The following is a 15,557-nucleotide window of genomic DNA, read 5'->3' as shown; positions in this document are numbered from 1 at the left end:
CACGCCTCCGTGCTGCTCGAGGACGTCGAGATCCGTCCCGCCGAGCCCGCAGACGCGGGGGAGCTCTACGTGCTCCAGCTCGCCTGCTGGGTGGCCGAGCAGCACGACAACCCCGGCGTCCGGATCCCCGCGCTGCACGAGACCTACGACGACCTGCGCTCCTGGCTCGCCCGCGACACCGTGCTCGTCGCACGGTCGGCCGGCCGGCTCGTCGGCGCCGTACGCGCGTCCCTCGACGACGAGGAGTGGGAGATCGGCCGCCTGATGGTCGCTCCGGATCTCGCCGGCCGTGGTCTCGGCCGCACCCTCCTGGAGCGGATCGAGGCGCTCGCGCCGGGCGGGGCCACGTCGTACACGCTGTTCACGGGGGCTGGCAGCCTCCGCAACCAGCGGATCTACAAGAAGGCGGGCTACCGGCTGCGGCCCGGCGAGCCGATCCCGGGTGCGGTGCGGATGACCAAGCGGATTGGTCCGCGCTGACGCCCCTGTGGCAGACTTCCTCCTTGGTCCTACCGGTCAAACAGGGATCGCCCCGAGGAGCTCTCCGAGGGGGATCCGCTCCGACTCCTGTCACAGGGGGAGCTCGGCGCCGCCGACCAGCACGGCTGGACCTACAACTGCACCAGATCAACTCCGATCCCCGTACCGCGGCTGACCTGTGACATCTGCGAGGAGAGACACCACCATGACGAACGTCATCGCCGAACTCGGCAACTCGATCAAGCGCTCCGACCTCCCCGAATTCCGGGCCGGTGACACCGTCAAGGTGCACGTGAAGGTCGTCGAGGGCAACCGCTCCCGCATCCAGGTCTTCCAGGGTGTCGTGATCCGCATCCACGGCTCGGGCATCGGCCGCACCTTCACCGTCCGCAAGGTCTCCTTCGGCGTCGGCGTCGAGCGCACCTTCCCGCTGAACTCCCCGATCTTCGAGCAGATCGAGGTCGTGACCCGCGGCGACGTGCGCCGCGCGAAGCTCTACTACCTGCGCAACCTGCGCGGCAAGAAGGCGAAGATCAAGGAGCGCCGCGAGGCCTGAGCTCCACCGATCCTTCTCGACGACCGCGATCCCGACACCGGGGTCGCGGTCGTCGTGTGTTGGCGGCCTGCGTCTACTCTGGGGCGTGGCTTCCGACGACGACGCTGATCACGACGATGGCGAGGGCATGAGCACCACCGAAGAACCCACCGCAGACGCCTCGGCCCCCGAGCCGGCGAAGCCGGGCAAGCCGGCCAAGAAGCAGAAGAAGCACCTGCCGGTCTGGCAGGAGACGATCCTGCTCCTCGGCATCGCCCTCGTGCTCGCCATCGTGATCAAGGCGCTGTTCGTCCAGGCGTTCTACATCCCGTCGGAGTCGATGGAGCCGGGCCTGGTCAAGAACGACCGGATCCTGGTCGAGAAGCCGTCGTACTGGTTCGACGGTCCCGAGCGCGGCGACATCGTGGTGTTCAAGGACCCGGGCGGCTGGCTCAGCGGCGAGGAGGCGGCCGGGCCGACCGGCACCGTCGCCAAGACCCTCTCGAAGGTCGGCCTCTACCCGTCCGGCGGCCACCTGGTGAAGCGGGTGATCGGCGTCGAGGGCGACGTCATCAAGTGCTGCGACGACCAGGGGCGCATCTCGGTCAACGGCCAGCCGTTGAACGAGAAGGAGTACGCCCGGCTCGGCGGTGCGACCTGCTACGGCCCGATGGTCACCAACTGCAACGGCAACTGGACCGCAGGCCCGGTCCCGAAGGGCTCGATCTTCGTGATGGGCGACAACCGCAACAACTCCGCGGACTCGTCGTTCCACATGTGCCAGCCCAAGGCCACCGACTGCACCAAGAACCCGTACGTCGACGTGGACGACGTCGTCGGCAAGGTCTTCGTGCTGCTCTGGCCCAGTGACCGGTTCAAGATCATCCACCGTCCCGACACCTTCGCGGACGTCCCCGACGCCGGCTGAGGTCCACGCTGTGAGCGCCCTGCCACGCGGCTCCACGGTCCGGAGGGACGCCGGACTGTACGGCTACGAGCGCGCCCTGCGACGCCACGGCATCGAGCCGATCGCGGGCGTCGACGAGGCCGGGCGCGGTGCGTGCGCCGGGCCGCTCGTCGCCGGCGCGGCGATCCTGCCGCCGGGCAGGGCGGGGATCATCCCCGGGCTGGCCGACTCCAAGCTGCTCACCGAGAAGGCGCGCGAGCGCTGCTACGACCAGGTGGTCAAGCGGGCGCTCGCGTGGTCGGTGGTGTCGATCTCGCACGAGGAGTGCGACCGGCTCGGCATGCACGTGGCCAACGTCGAGGCGCTGCGACGGGCCGTGGCGCTGCTCGACCTGCCGCCGGCGTACGTGCTGACCGACGGGTTCCCCGTCGACGGCCTCGGCGTGCCCGGGCTGGCCGTGTGGAAGGGCGACCGGGTCGCGGCCTGCATCTCCGCGGCGTCGGTGCTTGCGAAGGTCACCCGCGACCGGATCATGACGGACCTGGACGCCGACTGGCCGGCGTACGACTTCAAGACCCACAAGGGCTACATCACCGACGTCCACACCGCCGCCCTCCTCGAGCACGGCCCGTCGCCGGTGCACCGGATGCGGTTCGTGAACGTCCGGCGTGCCGCCGGCCTGGAGCCTGTGGGCGAGGTTGCCGCGGAGATAGAGTCGGCGTCGTGAGCGCCGAGGACCTCGAGAAGTACGAGACCGAGATGGAGCTGACGCTCTATCGCGAGTACCGCGACGTGGTCGGCATCTTCAAGTACGTCGTCGAGACGGATCGCCGCTTCTACCTGTGCAACCAGGTGGACGTGAAGGCGCGCACCGAGGCCGGCGACGTCTTCTTCGAGGTGTCGATGAGCGACGCGTGGGTGTGGGACATGTACCGCCCGGCCCGCTTCGCCAAGAACGTCAAGGTGCTGACCTTCAAGGACGTCAATGTCGAGGAGCTCAGCCCGACGGAGATCGACCTCCCCAAGAGCTGAGCCACTTTCTCTCCACAGCCGCGTCCCCGACCGGCTTCTCCACAAGCGCGCCCGACCCGCGCCCCTGACGTCCCTGCCGCCAGCCACGCTGGCGCCAGGAGGTCTCGGACATGACTGGAACGGCAACGGCGGCGGCGCGGATCGCTTTGGGCAGGTACGGCGAGGACCTGGCGGCGCGCCACCTCGTCGAGCGGGGGATGGCGGTGCTCGACCGCAACTGGCGCTGCGCGGCGGGTGAGATCGACCTGGTGCTCCGCGACGGCGACGTGCTCGTCGTGTGCGAGGTCAAGACGCGCAGCTCGGTCGACCACGGCACACCCCACGAGGCGATCAGCGACGCCAAGCTCGACCGGCTGCGACGTCTCGGCACCTGCTGGCAGGAGGAGCACGGGGTGACTGTGCCCGACGTCCGCGTCGACCTGGTGGCGATCCTGCGGCCGCGGCGAGGTCCGTCGATCGTCGAGCACGTCCGGGGGGTGGGCTGATGCCGTTCGCCACCGCCCACACCGTGTCCCTGCACGGCGCCGTCGGTCACCTCATCGACGTGCAGACCGACGTCTCACCAGGACAGGCCGGGGTGACGATGGTCGGACGCGCCGACACCACCATCACGGAGGCCCGCGACCGCTGTCGGATGGCGATCATCAACAGCCACCTCGACTGGCCGGCCACGAAGCGGATCACGATCCTGCTCTCGCCCGCCGACCTGCTGAAGCGGGGCACGCACTTCGACCTCGCCGTGGCGGTCTCGGTGCTCGCGGCCGCCGGCGCGGTCCCCGGCGCGTCGATGGTGGACACGGCGTTCATCGGCGAGCTCACGCTCGACGGGAACCTCCGCCCCACCGCCGGCGCCCTGCCGATGGTGCTCGCCGCGGCCGAGCGCGGCATCCGCGCCGTCTTCGTCCCCGAGCCGCAGGCCGCCGAGGCGTCCATGGTGCCCGACATGAGCGTCCTCGGCGTCCGGTCGCTCGCCCAGGTGGTCGCGATCCTGCGGGACGAGGAGGTGCCGGAGGCGGACCCGGTGGCGCCGCTGTCCGGCGCGCGGCTGCTCTCCTGGCGGGGTCAGGAGCGCTTGGAGGAGCTCGACCTCGCGGACCTGGTCGGCATCGACGATGCGCGCTACGCGGTCGAGGTCGCGGCCGCCGGAGGCCACCACCTGCTCCTGTCCGGCCCCAAGGGCTCGGGCAAGACGAGCCTGGCCGAGCGGATCCCGGGGATCCTGCCGGATCTGACCCCCGACGAGTCGCTCGAGCTCAGCGCGATCAACTCGCTCGCCGGCACCCTCGATCCCGCCGCGGGGATGCTGGTGCGGCCGCCGTTCTCGGCTCCCCACCACGACGCGAGCAAGGCGAGCATCATCGGCGGTGGCGCCGGCGCGGTCCGTCCGGGCGAGGTGAGTCGCGCCCACTGCGGCGTGCTCTTCCTCGACGAGTTCCCGTTGTTCCGCTCCGACGTGATCGAGGCCCTGCGCCAGCCGCTCGAGAGTGGCGACGTGACGGTCGCCCGGCGCGACGAGTCGGTGACGCTACCTGCTCGGGGGATGGTCGTGCTCGCCTCGAACCCGTGCCCGTGCGGCGACTTCAGCGGCGACGTCCGGCTCAACCGGTGCACGTGCCGGGAGGTGCAGCGTCGCGACTACCGCAACAAGGTCACCGGCCCGGTCGCCGATCGCGTCGACATCGTGCGACACCTCCCGCCCCTGCGCCGACGCGACGCGCTCACGGACCTCGTCACGGCCGAATCCTCCACGCAGGTGCGGGAGCGGGTGGTCGCGGCGCGCGCCCGTCAGGCGGACCGGTATGCCGCGGAGAGCTGGCGGCTCAACGGGCACGCGCCCGGGCCGGTGCTGCGTGACCGATGGCCACTCAGCAAGGCGGGTCAGCAGGCGGTCGACGACCAGCTCTACGCCGGCCGCCTCAGCCGACGTGGCGCCACCCGGGTGCACCGCCTCGCGTGGACGGTGGCCGACCTCCGCCGCGTCGACCGACCCGGCCTCGACGAGGTGGCCGCCGCGCTCTGCCTGCGGACCGGGGACCCGATGCTCCTGTCGATGCTGGCGCGCGTGTCGTGACCGCCTCCGACGCCGAGCGCCTGGCCCGGGTCGCGCTCGGACGCCTCACGGAGCCGGGGCGGGCGACGCTGCTGGGCGCCGTGGCCGACCGGGGTGCCGTCGCCGTCCTGGACCATCTCCGGGCGGATCCGCTGGTCGCGCCCCAGGTGGCCGACGTCGACCCCGAACGCGAGCTCGAGGACGCGGCGCGGTCCGGACTCCGCTTCGTGGTCCCCGGCGACGACGAGTGGCCGGACCCGCTCGAGGACCTCGTGGGGGCGGCGCCGGTGCAGGGGCGCGGTGGCATCCCGCTCGGGTTGTGGGTCCGCGGACCGTTCCGGCTCGACGGTCTGTCGGGGTCCCTGGCCGTGGTCGGCTCCCGGTCCGCCACGACGTACGGCGACGACGTCGCGCGCGGCCTCGCCTCCCAGGTCGCCGAATCCGGTCGGCCGGTCGTGTCCGGAGCGGCATTCGGCATCGACCAGGCGGCGCACCTCGGCGCGATCGCCGTCGACCGCCCGACCATCGCGGTGCTCGCGTGCGGCGCCGACCGGGTCTACCCGCAGGCCCACCAGCAGCTGATCGACCACATCGCCCGCACCGGCGCCGTGGTGTCCGAGACGGTCCCCGGCGGAGCGCCGATGCGGGTGCGGTTCCTGGCCCGCAACCGCCTCATCGCGGCGCTGTCGGAAGGCACGGTGGTCGTCGAGGCGGCGCTGCGCAGCGGCGCGCTCAACACCGCCAACTGGGCGGGGCGTCTCAACAGGCACCTGATGGGCGTGCCCGGTCCTGTCGGCAGCGCGGCCTCGGCCGGCGTGCACCAGCTGATCCGCACCGGCGCCGCCACCCTGGTCACGTCGGGGGAAGAGGTGCTCGAGATGCTCGGCGCCGCCGGCGAGCACGTGCTGGACGTCCCCCGTGGCAAGGACCGTCCGCGCGACGGGCTGACCGAGCGGCAGCGGCTCGTCCTCGACGCCGTGCCCCTCGCACGCGGCGCCACCTCGGCGTCGATCTCCCGGGTCATCGGGCTCGGGGTGGACGCCACGCACGCCGCGCTGCTGGAGCTGGAGGTCCGCGGCATGGTCGAGGTCGACGAGGACGGCTGGCGGCTCGCCGCGCTGGCTCACGACTGAGCAGGTGGTGCGTTCCTAGAGTGGAGACGTGACGGAGCAGGTCGACGCGGTCGAGGCCGACGACGCACTGCCGGAGGCCATGGCGGGCGTGCTGGCGGCGTACGAGCGCCACCTCGCGGTCGAGCGCGACCTCACGCCGCACACGGTGCGTGCCTACCTCGCCGACGTCGCCGGCCTGCTCGACCACGCCTCCCGGCTCGGCGACACCGACGTCACCCAGCTCGACCTACGCACGCTGCGCAGCTGGCTGGCCAAGCAGCAGACGATGGGACGCTCCCGGACCACGATCGCCCGTCGGGCGACCGCGGCGCGGGTCTTCACCGCCTGGCTCACCCGCACCGGCCGGATCCCGACCGACGTCGGCGCCAGCCTCGGCTCCCCGAAGGCCCACAAGTCGCTGCCGCCGGTGCTGCGTGCCGACGAGGCCGCCGACCTGATCCGCGCGGCGACCGAGCACGCCGACGACGGCAGCCCCACGGGACTGCGCGACATCGCGATGCTCGAGCTGCTCTACGCCACCGGGATCCGGGTCGGCGAGCTGGTCGGTCTCGACGTCGACGACGTCGACCGGGAGCGCAACGTGATCCGGGTCTTCGGCAAGGGCCGCAAGGAGCGGTCGGTGCCGTTCGGGCGCCCGGCGGCCCGGGCGGTCGACTTCTGGGTGCGGCACGGCCGACCACAGCTCGCCATCCAGGGCTCAGGACCGGCGCTCTTCCTCGGCGCCCGCGGCAGGCGGATCGACCAGCGCGCGGTGCGGACGATGGTCCACCGCCGGATCGCGGACGTCCCCGGGGCCCCGGACATCGGCCCGCACGGTCTGCGGCACACGGCCGCCACCCACCTGCTCGAGGGCGGCGCCGACCTGCGCTCGGTGCAGGAGCTCCTCGGCCACGCGTCCCTGGCCACGACCCAGCTCTACACCCACGTCACCACGGACCGCCTGCGACGGGCCTACCAACAGGCACACCCCAGAGCCTGAGCGGAGGCTGCCAGCCGACGTACGGCGACCGGGCCGCCGCGGTGGTGACCGGGAGATCTCGCCACAACGGCAGCAGGCGCACCGGCCCGGCGCCGACCAGCCGGAGCGGGTCGAGGTAGGTCTCGCCCTCCAGCCAGCCCCAGTGGAGGCAGGCGCGGGGGAGGCAGTGCGAGCCAACCGGGTCGAGCCTCCCGATCGTCTGGCCGGCACGCACCTCCGCGCCGATCGTGACGCCGGCGTCGACCGGCTCGTACGTCGTCCGCGTGGCGCCGTGGTCGACCACCACCACGCCGCGCCCCGCGAGGACGCCGACCCAGGCCACCCGCCCCGGCAGCGCCGAGCGGACCAGCTGCCCGGGGGTGCCGAGCAGGTCCACGCCGCGGTGCCCGGCGCCCCACGGGTCCTCCGGCGGATCGAAGCCTCGGACCACCTCGGGCTCCGGGACCAGCGGCCAGACTCCGACCGGGTCCGGGTCGGCGGAGGCGGCCGGCAGGGGCAGCAGCAGGGCGAGCAGGAGGAGGGCGACGAGCACGGGTCGTGGTGTCATGGACCGAGCGTGCCGAGTGGGTGGGACGGTGCGCACCGCGCGGCGGATGACCTGGGGAAACAGGCGTCCGGGGCGGGCCTGTGGACGGCTCCTGGCAATTTCCCCCGGGGGCGCCCGACGGGTACTGTTCTCGGAGCAACCCGTGAGGGTTGACTTCGCACGTCCGCAGACCGCGACGGGCCCTGGCACTCCGAGGACCCGATCACCCGCGGGCGCGTCCCACGGTCCACCCGAGCGATCGGGAGGTCGGGTCGCGTGCAGGCGTCAGGGCCACCGGCACCCGTCGGCGGCACGAACTGCAAACAACGACAGAGCACGCCCCGGTCGGCCCTGGTTCAAGGACCGACGCCAACGGGCGCGGGCTCGCACAACAGGAGATTCACATGGCAGTCGTCACCATGCGCCAGCTTCTCGAGAGCGGCGTCCACTTCGGGCACCAGACCCGTCGCTGGAACCCCAAGATGAAGCGCTTCATCATGACCGAGCGCAACGGCATCTACATCATCGACCTGCAGCAGTCGCTGGCCTACATCGACCGCTCCTACGCCTTCATCAAGGACGTCGTCGCCAAGGGCGGCACCGTGATGTTCGTCGGCACGAAGAAGCAGGCCCAGGAGGCGATCGCCGAGCAGGCGACCCGCGTCGGCATGCCCTACGTCAACCAGCGTTGGCTCGGTGGCATGCTCACCAACTTCCAGACGGTGCACCAGCGGATCAACCGCCTCAAGGAGCTCGACGAGATCGACTTCGACGACGTGGCCGGCAGCAGCCGCACGAAGAAGGAGCTGCTCCAGATGCGCCGCGAGCGGGACAAGCTGAACAAGTCCCTCGGCGGTATCCGCGAGATGAGCCGTACGCCGTCCGCCGTCTGGATCGTCGACACCAACAAGGAGCACCTCGCCGTCGAGGAGGCGCGCAAGCTGCGCATCCCGATCATCGGCATCCTGGACTCCAACTGCGACCCCGACCTCGTCGACTACCCGATCCCGGGCAACGACGACGCGATCCGCGCCGTCGGCCTGCTGACCCGCGTGGTCGCCGACGCCGTCGCCGAGGGCCTCATCGCCCGCTCCGGCGCGAAGGCGTCCGAGGGCACCGAGGCCGTGGGTGCCGAGGAGCCGCTCGCCGAGTGGGAGCGGGAGCTCCTGGGTGGCGAGGCCGAGGCTGCCGCCGTCGAGGCGACCGGTGGCGACGCCGCCACGGAGGAGACCCCGGCCGCCGAGGCGACCGGTGCCGCGTCCGAGGCCGCTGAGGCGACCGAGGCCGTCGAGGCTGTCGAGGCCACCGAGGCCACCGAGGCCGTCGAGGAGGCGCCCGCCGAGGCCGCCGCCGAGACGACCGACGCCCAGGCCTGAGCACCACCCACCACACTTCGGATACTTCGAGGAAGAAGGATCATGGCTAACTTCTCCGCTGCCGACGTCAAGAAGCTCCGCGAGCTCACCGGCGCCGGCATGATGGACTGCAAGAAGGCGCTCGACGAGTCGGACGGCGACTTCGACCAGGCCGTCGAGATCCTGCGCGTCAAGGGCGCCGCCAAGGCGGCCAACCGCGCCGCCGAGCGCGAGGCCTCCGCCGGTCTCGTCGCGCACGCCCCCGGCGTGCTCGTCGAGCTCAAGTGCGAGACCGACTTCGTGGCCAAGGGCGAGGACTTCGTCGCCGCCGCCCAGCGGATCGCGGACGCCGCGTCGGAGGCCAAGCCGGCCGACGTCGAGGCGCTCCGGGCGGTCTCGCTCGGTGACCAGACCGTCGGCGACGTCGTCGACGGCCTCGCGGTCTCGATCGGCGAGAAGATCGAGCTCGGTCAGTACGTCTACTTCGACGGTGCGGTCGTGGCCTACATGCACAAGCGTGCGGCCGACCTCCCGCCGGCGGTCGGCGTGCTCGTCGCCTACGACGGTGACGCCGACGCTGCCCGTGCCGCCGCGATGCAGATCGCCGCGATGCGTCCGCAGTACCTCACCCGCGACGAGGTCCCCGCGGACGTCGTCGCGCACGAGCGCGACATCGCCGAGAAGACCTCCCGCGAGGAGGGCAAGCCCGAGCAGGCGATCGCCAAGATCACCGAGGGTCGTCTCAACGGCTTCTTCAAGGACGTCGTCCTGCTCGAGCAGCCGTCGGTCACCGAGAACAAGAAGACCGTCAAGGCCGTCATGGACGAGGCCGGCACCACCCTCAAGCGGTTCGTCCGCTTCGAGGTCGGCGCGTAAGCGGATAGGTTCACAGCAGACCAAGTCGAGGAGGCCGGTTCGATGACAGCAGCACTGCTCATCGGACCGGCCTTCTCGCACGCCCAGCACAGTCGTACCGATCTCCGAAGGAGCCGCCCGTGACCGGTTACAAGCGAGTCCTGCTCAAGCTGTCCGGCGAGGTCTTCGGCGGCGGCAAGGTGGGCGTGGACCCCGACGTCGTCCAGAAGGTCGCCCAGGAGATCGCGGCCGTGGCCGAGGCGGGCGTCCAGATCGCGGTCGTGACCGGCGGCGGCAACTTCTTCCGCGGCGCCGAGCTCCAGCAGCGCGGCATGGACCGGGTCCGTGCCGACTACATGGGCATGCTCGGCATCGTGATGAACTGCCTGGCGCTCCAGGACTTCCTGGAGAAGATGGGCGTCGAGACCCGCGTGCAGACCGCCATCACGATGGGCCAGGTCGCCGAGCCCTACATCCCGCGCCGGGCGATCCGGCACATGGAGAAGGGCCGCGTCGTCATCTTCGGTGCCGGCATGGGCATGCCCTTCTTCTCCACCGACACCGTCGCCGTCCAGCGCGCCCTGGAGAGCAAGTGCGACGTCGTGCTCGTCGCCAAGAGCGGCGTCGACGGCGTCTACACCGCCGACCCGCACGTCGACCCGACGGCCACCAAGTTCGACGAGCTGACGTACGCCGAGGCGATGGCCCGCGGCCTGCGGATCATGGACCAGACGGCGTTCGCCCTCTGCGGCGAGAACAAGCTGCCGATGGTCGTGTTCGGGATGGAGCCGGAGGGCAACATCCTGCGCGTGGTCCAGGGTGAGAAGATCGGCACGCTCGTCAGCGCAGGCTGACGGGTGACGCCTGGCAGCACAGGGACAACGAAGGAGCAGCGGTGACGATCAACGGCATCCTCAACGAGGCCGACGGCAAGATGGACAAGTCGGTCGACGCGACCCGCGAGGAGTTCTCGGCGATCCGGGCCGGTCGGGCGCAGCCGAGCATGTTCAGCAAGATCGTCGTCGACTACTACGGCTCGCCGACCCCGCTCCAGCAGCTCGCGTCGTTCACCGCCCCGGAGGCGCGGATCATCCTGATCCAGCCCTACGACGTGGGTGCGATGGGCAACATCGAGCGGGCCATCCGCGACTCCGACCTCGGCGTGAACCCGTCCAACGACGGCAAGGTGCTGCGCTGCAACTTCCCGGAGCTGACCGAGGAGCGCCGCAAGGAGTACATCAAGGTCGCGCGGGCCAAGGCCGAGGACGGCCGGGTCGCGGTGCGCAACCTGCGGCGTACGGCCAAGCAGGGCCTGGAGAAGCTCGAGAAGGACGGCGAGGTCGGCAAGGACGACGTCACCGGCGCCGAGAAGCGGCTCGACAGCATCACCAAGAAGCACACCGACGTGATCGACGAGATGCTCAAGAACAAGGAGGCCGAGCTGCTCGAGGTCTGAGCGGATCGACACCCACATGAGCGACGCCCCCACCCCGGCGAAGACCGACCACGGCCGGGCAGGTCGAGACCTGCCCGCCGCGATCACGTCTGCCCTCGTCCTGGTCGGCGCGATCCTGCTGTCGCTGCTCTTCTGGAAGACGGCGTTCATGGTGATCGTCGCGATCGCCGTCGTGGTCGCGGTCTGGGAGCTGCACCGGGGGTTCGGCGCGAAGGGCATCGACCTGCCCGAGCAGCCGCTGATGCTCGGCGGCGTCGTGATGGTCGTCGTCGCGTACTTCTGGGGCGCACCCGCCCTGGTCACGGCGACCGCGGTCGCCGCCCTCATGACGATGCTCTGGCTGCTGCGACGCGGCGTCGACGGCTACGTCCAGAACGCCACGGCGTCGGTGTTCAGCCTGATCTACGTGCCGTTCCTCGGCTCGTTCGTGGCGCTGCTGCTCGCCGAGGGCGGGGGAGTGAACGCGCACGGGATCCACGACCCGGGCGTGCAGGGCATCATCACGTTCATCGCCATCACCGTCGCCTCCGACACCGGCGGGTACGTCGCCGGAGTGCTGTTCGGCAAGCACCCGATGGCGCCGGTGATCTCGCCGAAGAAGTCCTGGGAGGGCTTCGCCGGCTCGGTCGTCTTCTGCCTCGTGGCCGGGTGGGCGCTGGTCGTCTACCTGCTCGACGGCGACTGGTGGGTCGGGATCGCCCTCGGCCTGATCGCCGTCGTGATGGCGACGCTCGGCGACCTGTGCGAGTCGGTCATCAAGCGTGACCTCGGCATCAAGGACATGAGCCAGGTGATCCCCGGCCACGGTGGTCTCATGGACCGGCTCGACTCCCTGCTCGCCACGGTCGCCCCCATCTGGCTGCTGCTCCACTACGCCGTCTTCACCTGATCCGTACGGCATGGCGCCGTCCCCCGCACCAGGAACGGCGCTTAGCATCGAACCGATGAGCGCGGAGCAGGATGTCGAGCCCACCGGGTCGGGTGAACCCGTCAGCGAGCCGACCCCGGAGCGGCAGCCGAACTGGTGGCACCGCGACCACCCGACGTTCGCGTCGCTCACCGGGTTCTTCACCGGCCTGGCCTTCGTCGTGCTCGTGCCGGGCCTGTTCATCGGGCTGCTGCACGTGCTGGTCGACGACGACACGGCGGAGGACCTGTTCCCGTTCGTGATCGTCACGCTGGCCGTGCCGATCGGACTGGTCATCGCGCCGCGCACCCGGCGGTTCGGCCTCTACATGCTGATCGGGGTGGTGGCGACCGCGCTGGTCGTCGGCGGCGTGGCGGCCCTGGTCCTCTGGTACATGATCGCCCGGGACGCCTGAGCAAGCCCGGGCGACGGGGCGACGAATCGCCCCGGACCCTCGACGGGTGGGAGAATCGACGCGATGTCCGAGCGCACCCCCCTTCCCCTGGTCTTCGACGAGCCGCGCGGTCGCAAGAAGCCGCCGCCGCACCTGGCCGACCTGACCCCCGACGAGCGGAAGGCGCGCCTCGAGGAGCTCGGGCTGCCGGGCTTCCGCGCCAAGCAGCTCTCGACGCACTACTTCGGCCGTCTGGTCGACGACCCGGCCGAGATGACCGACCTCCCCGCCGCCCAGCGCGACGAGCTGGTCGCGGGACTGCTCCCCGACCTGATGACGCCGCTGCGCACCATGGAGGCGGACCGGGGCACGACGCGCAAGACGCTGTGGAAGCTCTTCGACGGTGCCCTCGTCGAGTCGGTGCTGATGCGCTACCCGGACCGCGCCACCATGTGCGTGTCCAGCCAGGCCGGCTGCGGCATGGCCTGCCCCTTCTGCGCCACGGGCCAGGGCGGGCTGCAGCGCAACATGTCGACCGCCGAGATCGTGGAGCAGGTGGTCGCCGGTGCCCGCGCGCTCGCTCGCGGCGAGGTGCCCGGTGGCCCCGGCCGGGTGTCCAACGTGGTCTTCATGGGCATGGGCGAGCCGCTCGCCAACTACAAGGCCGTGATGGGCACCGTGCGCCGGCTCACCGACCCCACCCCCGACGGTCTGGGCATGAGTGCCCGGGGCATCACGGTGTCGACCGTCGGCCTGGTGCCGCGGATGCTCCAGCTCGCCGACGAGGGCATCCCCGTCACGCTGGCGCTCAGCCTGCACGCCCCCGACGACGAGCTGCGCAACGAGCTGGTCCCGATCAACACCCGCTTCTCGGTCGACGAGACCGTGGACGCCGCCTGGAACTACGCGAAGGTCACCAAGCGCCGCGTCTCGATCGAGTACGCGATGATGCGCGGCATCAACGACCAGGCCTGGCGAGCCGACCTGCTCGGCGACGTGCTCCAGGCACGCGGCGACTGGGGCTGGGTGCACGTCAACCTGATCCCGCTCAACCCCACGCCCGGCTCGAAGTGGACCGCGTCCGACCCGGCCGACGAGCGCGAGTTCGTGCGCCGCCTCGAGGCGAAGGGCATCCCGACCACGGTTCGCGACACCCGCGGCCGCGAGATCGACGGCGCCTGCGGACAGCTGGCCGCGACCGAGTCCTGAGACCCGGCCGCGCCAGGCGGTCTGTTACTTCTTCTTCTTCTTCGGGCGCAGGAACTTCGGCGCGGGGATCAGCAGCTCGGTGTTGCGGGCGGTCCGCACGCCGCCGCGCTTGTTCTCGCGCTCCTGGGGGTCGTTGGCGGCCAGCTCACGGGCCACCGCAGCCAGCTCGAGGGGGCTGTCGAGGTTGGCGTACGACGTCGGGGCGGCGTGGTCGAGCATCGTCGTGAAGAGCGACAGCGTCCCGTCGCGGTTGTTGGTGACCTCGATGAGACGGGCCTGCTGGGGCCAGTCGATGTGCGAGGCCGTGTTGATCTCCCAGAAGCCTCCGACGACGCGGGGCCGAGCGCCCTTCTTCTTCGCCTTCTTCTTCAGCGGGTGCGGGAGGATGTTGTTGCTGTGCGTGTGCCCGTTCACCCAGGCGATGACGTTGCGATGGCGCAACAGCTCCTTGACGACCTCGCCGCCCAGCACTCGGCGACCGGGGTCGATGGACCCCGTCAGCGTGCTGTCCATCGTCCACGACGTGTGATGGCTCGCGACGATCACGAGCCGCTTGCGCGACCTCGCGAGGACGCCGCGCAGCCAGGCCAGCTGGGTCGGGCTCAGGGAGCCCTCGTCGTCGCCGTTCTGGTTGACGGTGTCCAGCACGACGAAGCGCAGGTACTTGCCCTGGTCGAAGGTGTAGTAGCCGGTGCCCTTCGCGCGGTTCTCCTCGGTGAAGCCGTGTCCGACCGGGCCGACCGCTCCCGCCACGAGGTTGAAGTGCTCCTCGACGATCTCAGCGGTCCCGAGCTGCCGGCGGTCCGGGTCGGCGGTGACGGTGCGCGGGAGCTGGCCGGGCTTGAACAGCTTCGACGTACCGGTCGCCTTGGACTGGCTGGTCGAGTCCGGGGCCTCGTTGCCCTGCACGAGGTGGTCGTGGTTGCCCAGGGCGGAGTACCACGGGACGTTGAGGCCGGTGGCCTGGAACTCCTGGCCGGCGGCGTCGAGGAGACCCGGGACCACCTTGAACCCGTAGGTCTTGCGGTAGTTGTCGTCCGTCTTCCCGGTCGCGGTGCCGTCCGGGTGGTAGTAGTCGCTCACGTAGTAGTTCGGGTCGCTGGAGTCCATGACCCCCTCGTACTTCGTGAGGTCGCCGGAGGCCTGCCGCACGGTCCCGCCGTCGAGCAGGTCGATGTTCCACCGGACCTCGTTGCGCTGGGCGTTGTCCGCGTTGTCGCCGGTCTGCAGCACCAGGTCGAGCTTGCGCTTGGTCACCGGTCCCCGGCCGACCTTGTTGATCTGCTGCACCATCGCCTCGGCGACGTGCAGACCGAGCATCTCGTTGGGGCGGTACGCCGAGCTGCTGAAGGCCTCGGCGTTCTCGAGCCGGTTCGGTGACTCGGTGTCGCAGATGTGGATGTCGCTCATCTGGCCGAAGGCGACCAGTGCCCGTCGCCGCTTCGCCCGACCGCTCTTCGGCTCGGCGCCCAACCCGGTGCGCACGATCGTCTTCTCGCCTGCGCGGGCGACGACCGGCCGGTAGCCGCCGGCGCCGGCGCCGCCTTTGGCGAGGGTGAGCTTGCGGGTCGTGGCGCCGAGCACGGTCGTGCGCGCTCGCGCGGCCCGGACCGCAGGGCTCCCTGCGACGGCAGCGTCGGCGAGACCGAGGCCCCCGGAGGCGATGACCGCGCCGGCGGCAGCGGAGGTTCGGATGAGGTCACGGCGTGAGATCTGCACCGCGTCAATCTAGGCTTCGC

The 15,557-nt window shown here is 71.0% G+C and carries 18 protein-coding genes; 16 read left to right on the top strand and 2 right to left on the bottom strand.

Annotation, left to right across the window (positions count from 1 at the left end; translation table 11 throughout):
• Positions 1-9 precede the first annotated feature (9 nt).
• The 9 genes from ASC77_RS27360 (at position 10) to ASC77_RS04430 (ending at position 7,116) form a co-directional block, all read left to right on the top strand.
• Positions 10-480, top strand: a complete 471-nt coding sequence (locus tag ASC77_RS27360) for a GNAT family N-acetyltransferase (protein ID WP_235547490.1) — start codon at positions 10-12, stop codon at positions 478-480.
• 205 nt (positions 481-685) lie between these two features.
• A complete protein-coding gene (rplS, locus tag ASC77_RS04465) occupies positions 686-1,036 on the top strand; it encodes a 50S ribosomal protein L19 (protein WP_056149180.1) in 351 nt (116 codons plus the stop codon).
• A 127-nt stretch (positions 1,037-1,163) separates the two neighbouring features.
• Positions 1,164-1,943, top strand: a complete 780-nt coding sequence (lepB, locus tag ASC77_RS04460) for a signal peptidase I (RefSeq protein ID WP_082574441.1) — start codon at positions 1,164-1,166, stop codon at positions 1,941-1,943.
• A 10-nt stretch (positions 1,944-1,953) separates the two neighbouring features.
• On the top strand, positions 1,954-2,649 hold the full coding sequence (locus ASC77_RS04455) for a ribonuclease HII (protein WP_056149178.1): 696 nt from the start codon (positions 1,954-1,956) through the stop codon (positions 2,647-2,649).
• On the top strand, positions 2,646-2,954 hold the full coding sequence (locus ASC77_RS04450; protein ID WP_056149176.1) for a DUF2469 domain-containing protein: 309 nt from the start codon (positions 2,646-2,648) through the stop codon (positions 2,952-2,954). The genes ASC77_RS04455 and ASC77_RS04450 overlap by 4 nt, the downstream gene beginning before the upstream one ends.
• Positions 2,955-3,064: 110 nt before the next feature.
• A complete protein-coding gene (locus ASC77_RS04445; RefSeq protein ID WP_056149173.1) occupies positions 3,065-3,439 on the top strand; it encodes a YraN family protein in 375 nt (124 codons plus the stop codon).
• On the top strand, positions 3,439-5,025 hold the full coding sequence (locus ASC77_RS04440) for a YifB family Mg chelatase-like AAA ATPase (RefSeq protein ID WP_056149171.1): 1,587 nt from the start codon (positions 3,439-3,441) through the stop codon (positions 5,023-5,025). Before ASC77_RS04445 ends, ASC77_RS04440 begins: the two co-directional genes overlap by 1 nt.
• Positions 5,022-6,137, top strand: coding sequence for a DNA-processing protein DprA (gene dprA, locus ASC77_RS04435; RefSeq protein ID WP_056149169.1), 1,116 nt, complete (start codon positions 5,022-5,024; stop codon positions 6,135-6,137). Before ASC77_RS04440 ends, dprA begins: the two co-directional genes overlap by 4 nt.
• 79 nt (positions 6,138-6,216) lie before the next feature.
• Complete coding sequence (locus ASC77_RS04430; protein ID WP_056149894.1) at positions 6,217-7,116, top strand: tyrosine recombinase XerC; 900 nt, start codon at positions 6,217-6,219, stop codon at positions 7,114-7,116.
• Here ASC77_RS04430 and ASC77_RS04425 read toward each other — a convergent pair.
• Positions 7,064-7,663: a M23 family metallopeptidase gene (locus ASC77_RS04425; protein WP_082574440.1), complete on the bottom strand. Its 600-nt coding sequence runs from the start codon at positions 7,661-7,663 to the stop codon at positions 7,064-7,066. The two genes, ASC77_RS04430 and ASC77_RS04425, sit on opposite strands and share 53 nt — an antisense overlap.
• A 383-nt stretch (positions 7,664-8,046) precedes the next feature.
• On the opposite strand from ASC77_RS04425, the gene rpsB reads away from it, so the two are divergent.
• The 7 genes from rpsB (at position 8,047) to rlmN (ending at position 13,818) form a co-directional block, all read left to right on the top strand.
• Positions 8,047-9,018 carry a 30S ribosomal protein S2 gene (gene rpsB / locus ASC77_RS04420; protein ID WP_056149167.1) on the top strand — a complete coding sequence of 324 codons (972 nt, stop codon included), beginning with the start codon at positions 8,047-8,049 and terminating at the stop codon, positions 9,016-9,018.
• A 42-nt stretch (positions 9,019-9,060) separates the two neighbouring features.
• On the top strand, positions 9,061-9,873 hold the full coding sequence (gene tsf / locus ASC77_RS04415) for a translation elongation factor Ts (protein WP_056149165.1): 813 nt from the start codon (positions 9,061-9,063) through the stop codon (positions 9,871-9,873).
• A 119-nt stretch (positions 9,874-9,992) separates the two neighbouring features.
• On the top strand, positions 9,993-10,706 hold the full coding sequence (gene pyrH, locus ASC77_RS04410; protein ID WP_056149163.1) for a UMP kinase: 714 nt from the start codon (positions 9,993-9,995) through the stop codon (positions 10,704-10,706).
• 47 nt (positions 10,707-10,753) lie between these two features.
• Positions 10,754-11,308 (top strand): ribosome recycling factor, encoded by a 555-nt coding sequence (gene frr / locus ASC77_RS04405; RefSeq protein ID WP_200944913.1) that lies wholly within the window; start codon positions 10,754-10,756, stop codon positions 11,306-11,308.
• Between the two features lie 16 nt (positions 11,309-11,324).
• Positions 11,325-12,197 (top strand): phosphatidate cytidylyltransferase, encoded by an 873-nt coding sequence (locus tag ASC77_RS04400; RefSeq protein WP_056149161.1) that lies wholly within the window; start codon positions 11,325-11,327, stop codon positions 12,195-12,197.
• Between the two features lie 55 nt (positions 12,198-12,252).
• Entirely contained in the window at positions 12,253-12,630 is a 378-nt protein-coding gene (locus ASC77_RS04395; protein ID WP_200944884.1) for a hypothetical protein, read from the top strand.
• 63 nt (positions 12,631-12,693) lie between these two features.
• The gene (rlmN, locus tag ASC77_RS04390; RefSeq protein ID WP_056149159.1) at positions 12,694-13,818 is read left to right on the top strand and encodes a 23S rRNA (adenine(2503)-C(2))-methyltransferase RlmN; all 1,125 of its coding nucleotides are present in this window, start codon (positions 12,694-12,696) and stop codon (positions 13,816-13,818) included.
• 24 nt (positions 13,819-13,842) lie between these two features.
• Here rlmN and ASC77_RS04385 read toward each other — a convergent pair whose 3' ends face one another.
• Positions 13,843-15,537, bottom strand: a complete 1,695-nt coding sequence (locus ASC77_RS04385; RefSeq protein WP_056149157.1) for a TIGR03767 family metallophosphoesterase — start codon at positions 15,535-15,537, stop codon at positions 13,843-13,845.
• Between the last annotated feature and the right edge of the window lie 20 nt (positions 15,538-15,557).

The sequence above is a fragment of the Nocardioides sp. Root1257 genome, assembly GCF_001425175.1.
Lineage (GTDB): Bacteria > Actinomycetota > Actinomycetes > Propionibacteriales > Nocardioidaceae > Nocardioides.
Note: the sequence above shows the minus strand (reverse complement) of the source record. Positions and strands in the feature narration are given on the sequence as shown.

What these genes read in the sequence shown, in the direction of transcription:
- rplS (WP_056149180.1), top strand. Translation starts at nt 686, where the DNA reads ATGACGAACGTCATCGCCGAACTCGGCAACTCGATCAAGCGCTCCGAC.
- lepB (WP_082574441.1), top strand. Translation starts at nt 1,164, where the DNA reads ATGAGCACCACCGAAGAACCCACCGCAGACGCCTCGGCCCCCGAGCCG.
- ASC77_RS04445 (WP_056149173.1), top strand. Translation starts at nt 3,065, where the DNA reads ATGACTGGAACGGCAACGGCGGCGGCGCGGATCGCTTTGGGCAGGTAC.
- ASC77_RS04440 (WP_056149171.1), top strand. Translation starts at nt 3,439, where the DNA reads ATGCCGTTCGCCACCGCCCACACCGTGTCCCTGCACGGCGCCGTCGGT.
- ASC77_RS04430 (WP_056149894.1), top strand. Translation starts at nt 6,217, where the DNA reads ATGGCGGGCGTGCTGGCGGCGTACGAGCGCCACCTCGCGGTCGAGCGC.
- ASC77_RS04425 (WP_082574440.1), bottom strand. Translation starts at nt 7,663, where the DNA reads ATGACACCACGACCCGTGCTCGTCGCCCTCCTCCTGCTCGCCCTGCTG.
- rpsB (WP_056149167.1), top strand. Translation starts at nt 8,047, where the DNA reads ATGGCAGTCGTCACCATGCGCCAGCTTCTCGAGAGCGGCGTCCACTTC.
- tsf (WP_056149165.1), top strand. Translation starts at nt 9,061, where the DNA reads ATGGCTAACTTCTCCGCTGCCGACGTCAAGAAGCTCCGCGAGCTCACC.
- ASC77_RS04400 (WP_056149161.1), top strand. Translation starts at nt 11,325, where the DNA reads ATGAGCGACGCCCCCACCCCGGCGAAGACCGACCACGGCCGGGCAGGT.
- ASC77_RS04395 (WP_200944884.1), top strand. Translation starts at nt 12,253, where the DNA reads ATGAGCGCGGAGCAGGATGTCGAGCCCACCGGGTCGGGTGAACCCGTC.
- rlmN (WP_056149159.1), top strand. Translation starts at nt 12,694, where the DNA reads ATGTCCGAGCGCACCCCCCTTCCCCTGGTCTTCGACGAGCCGCGCGGT.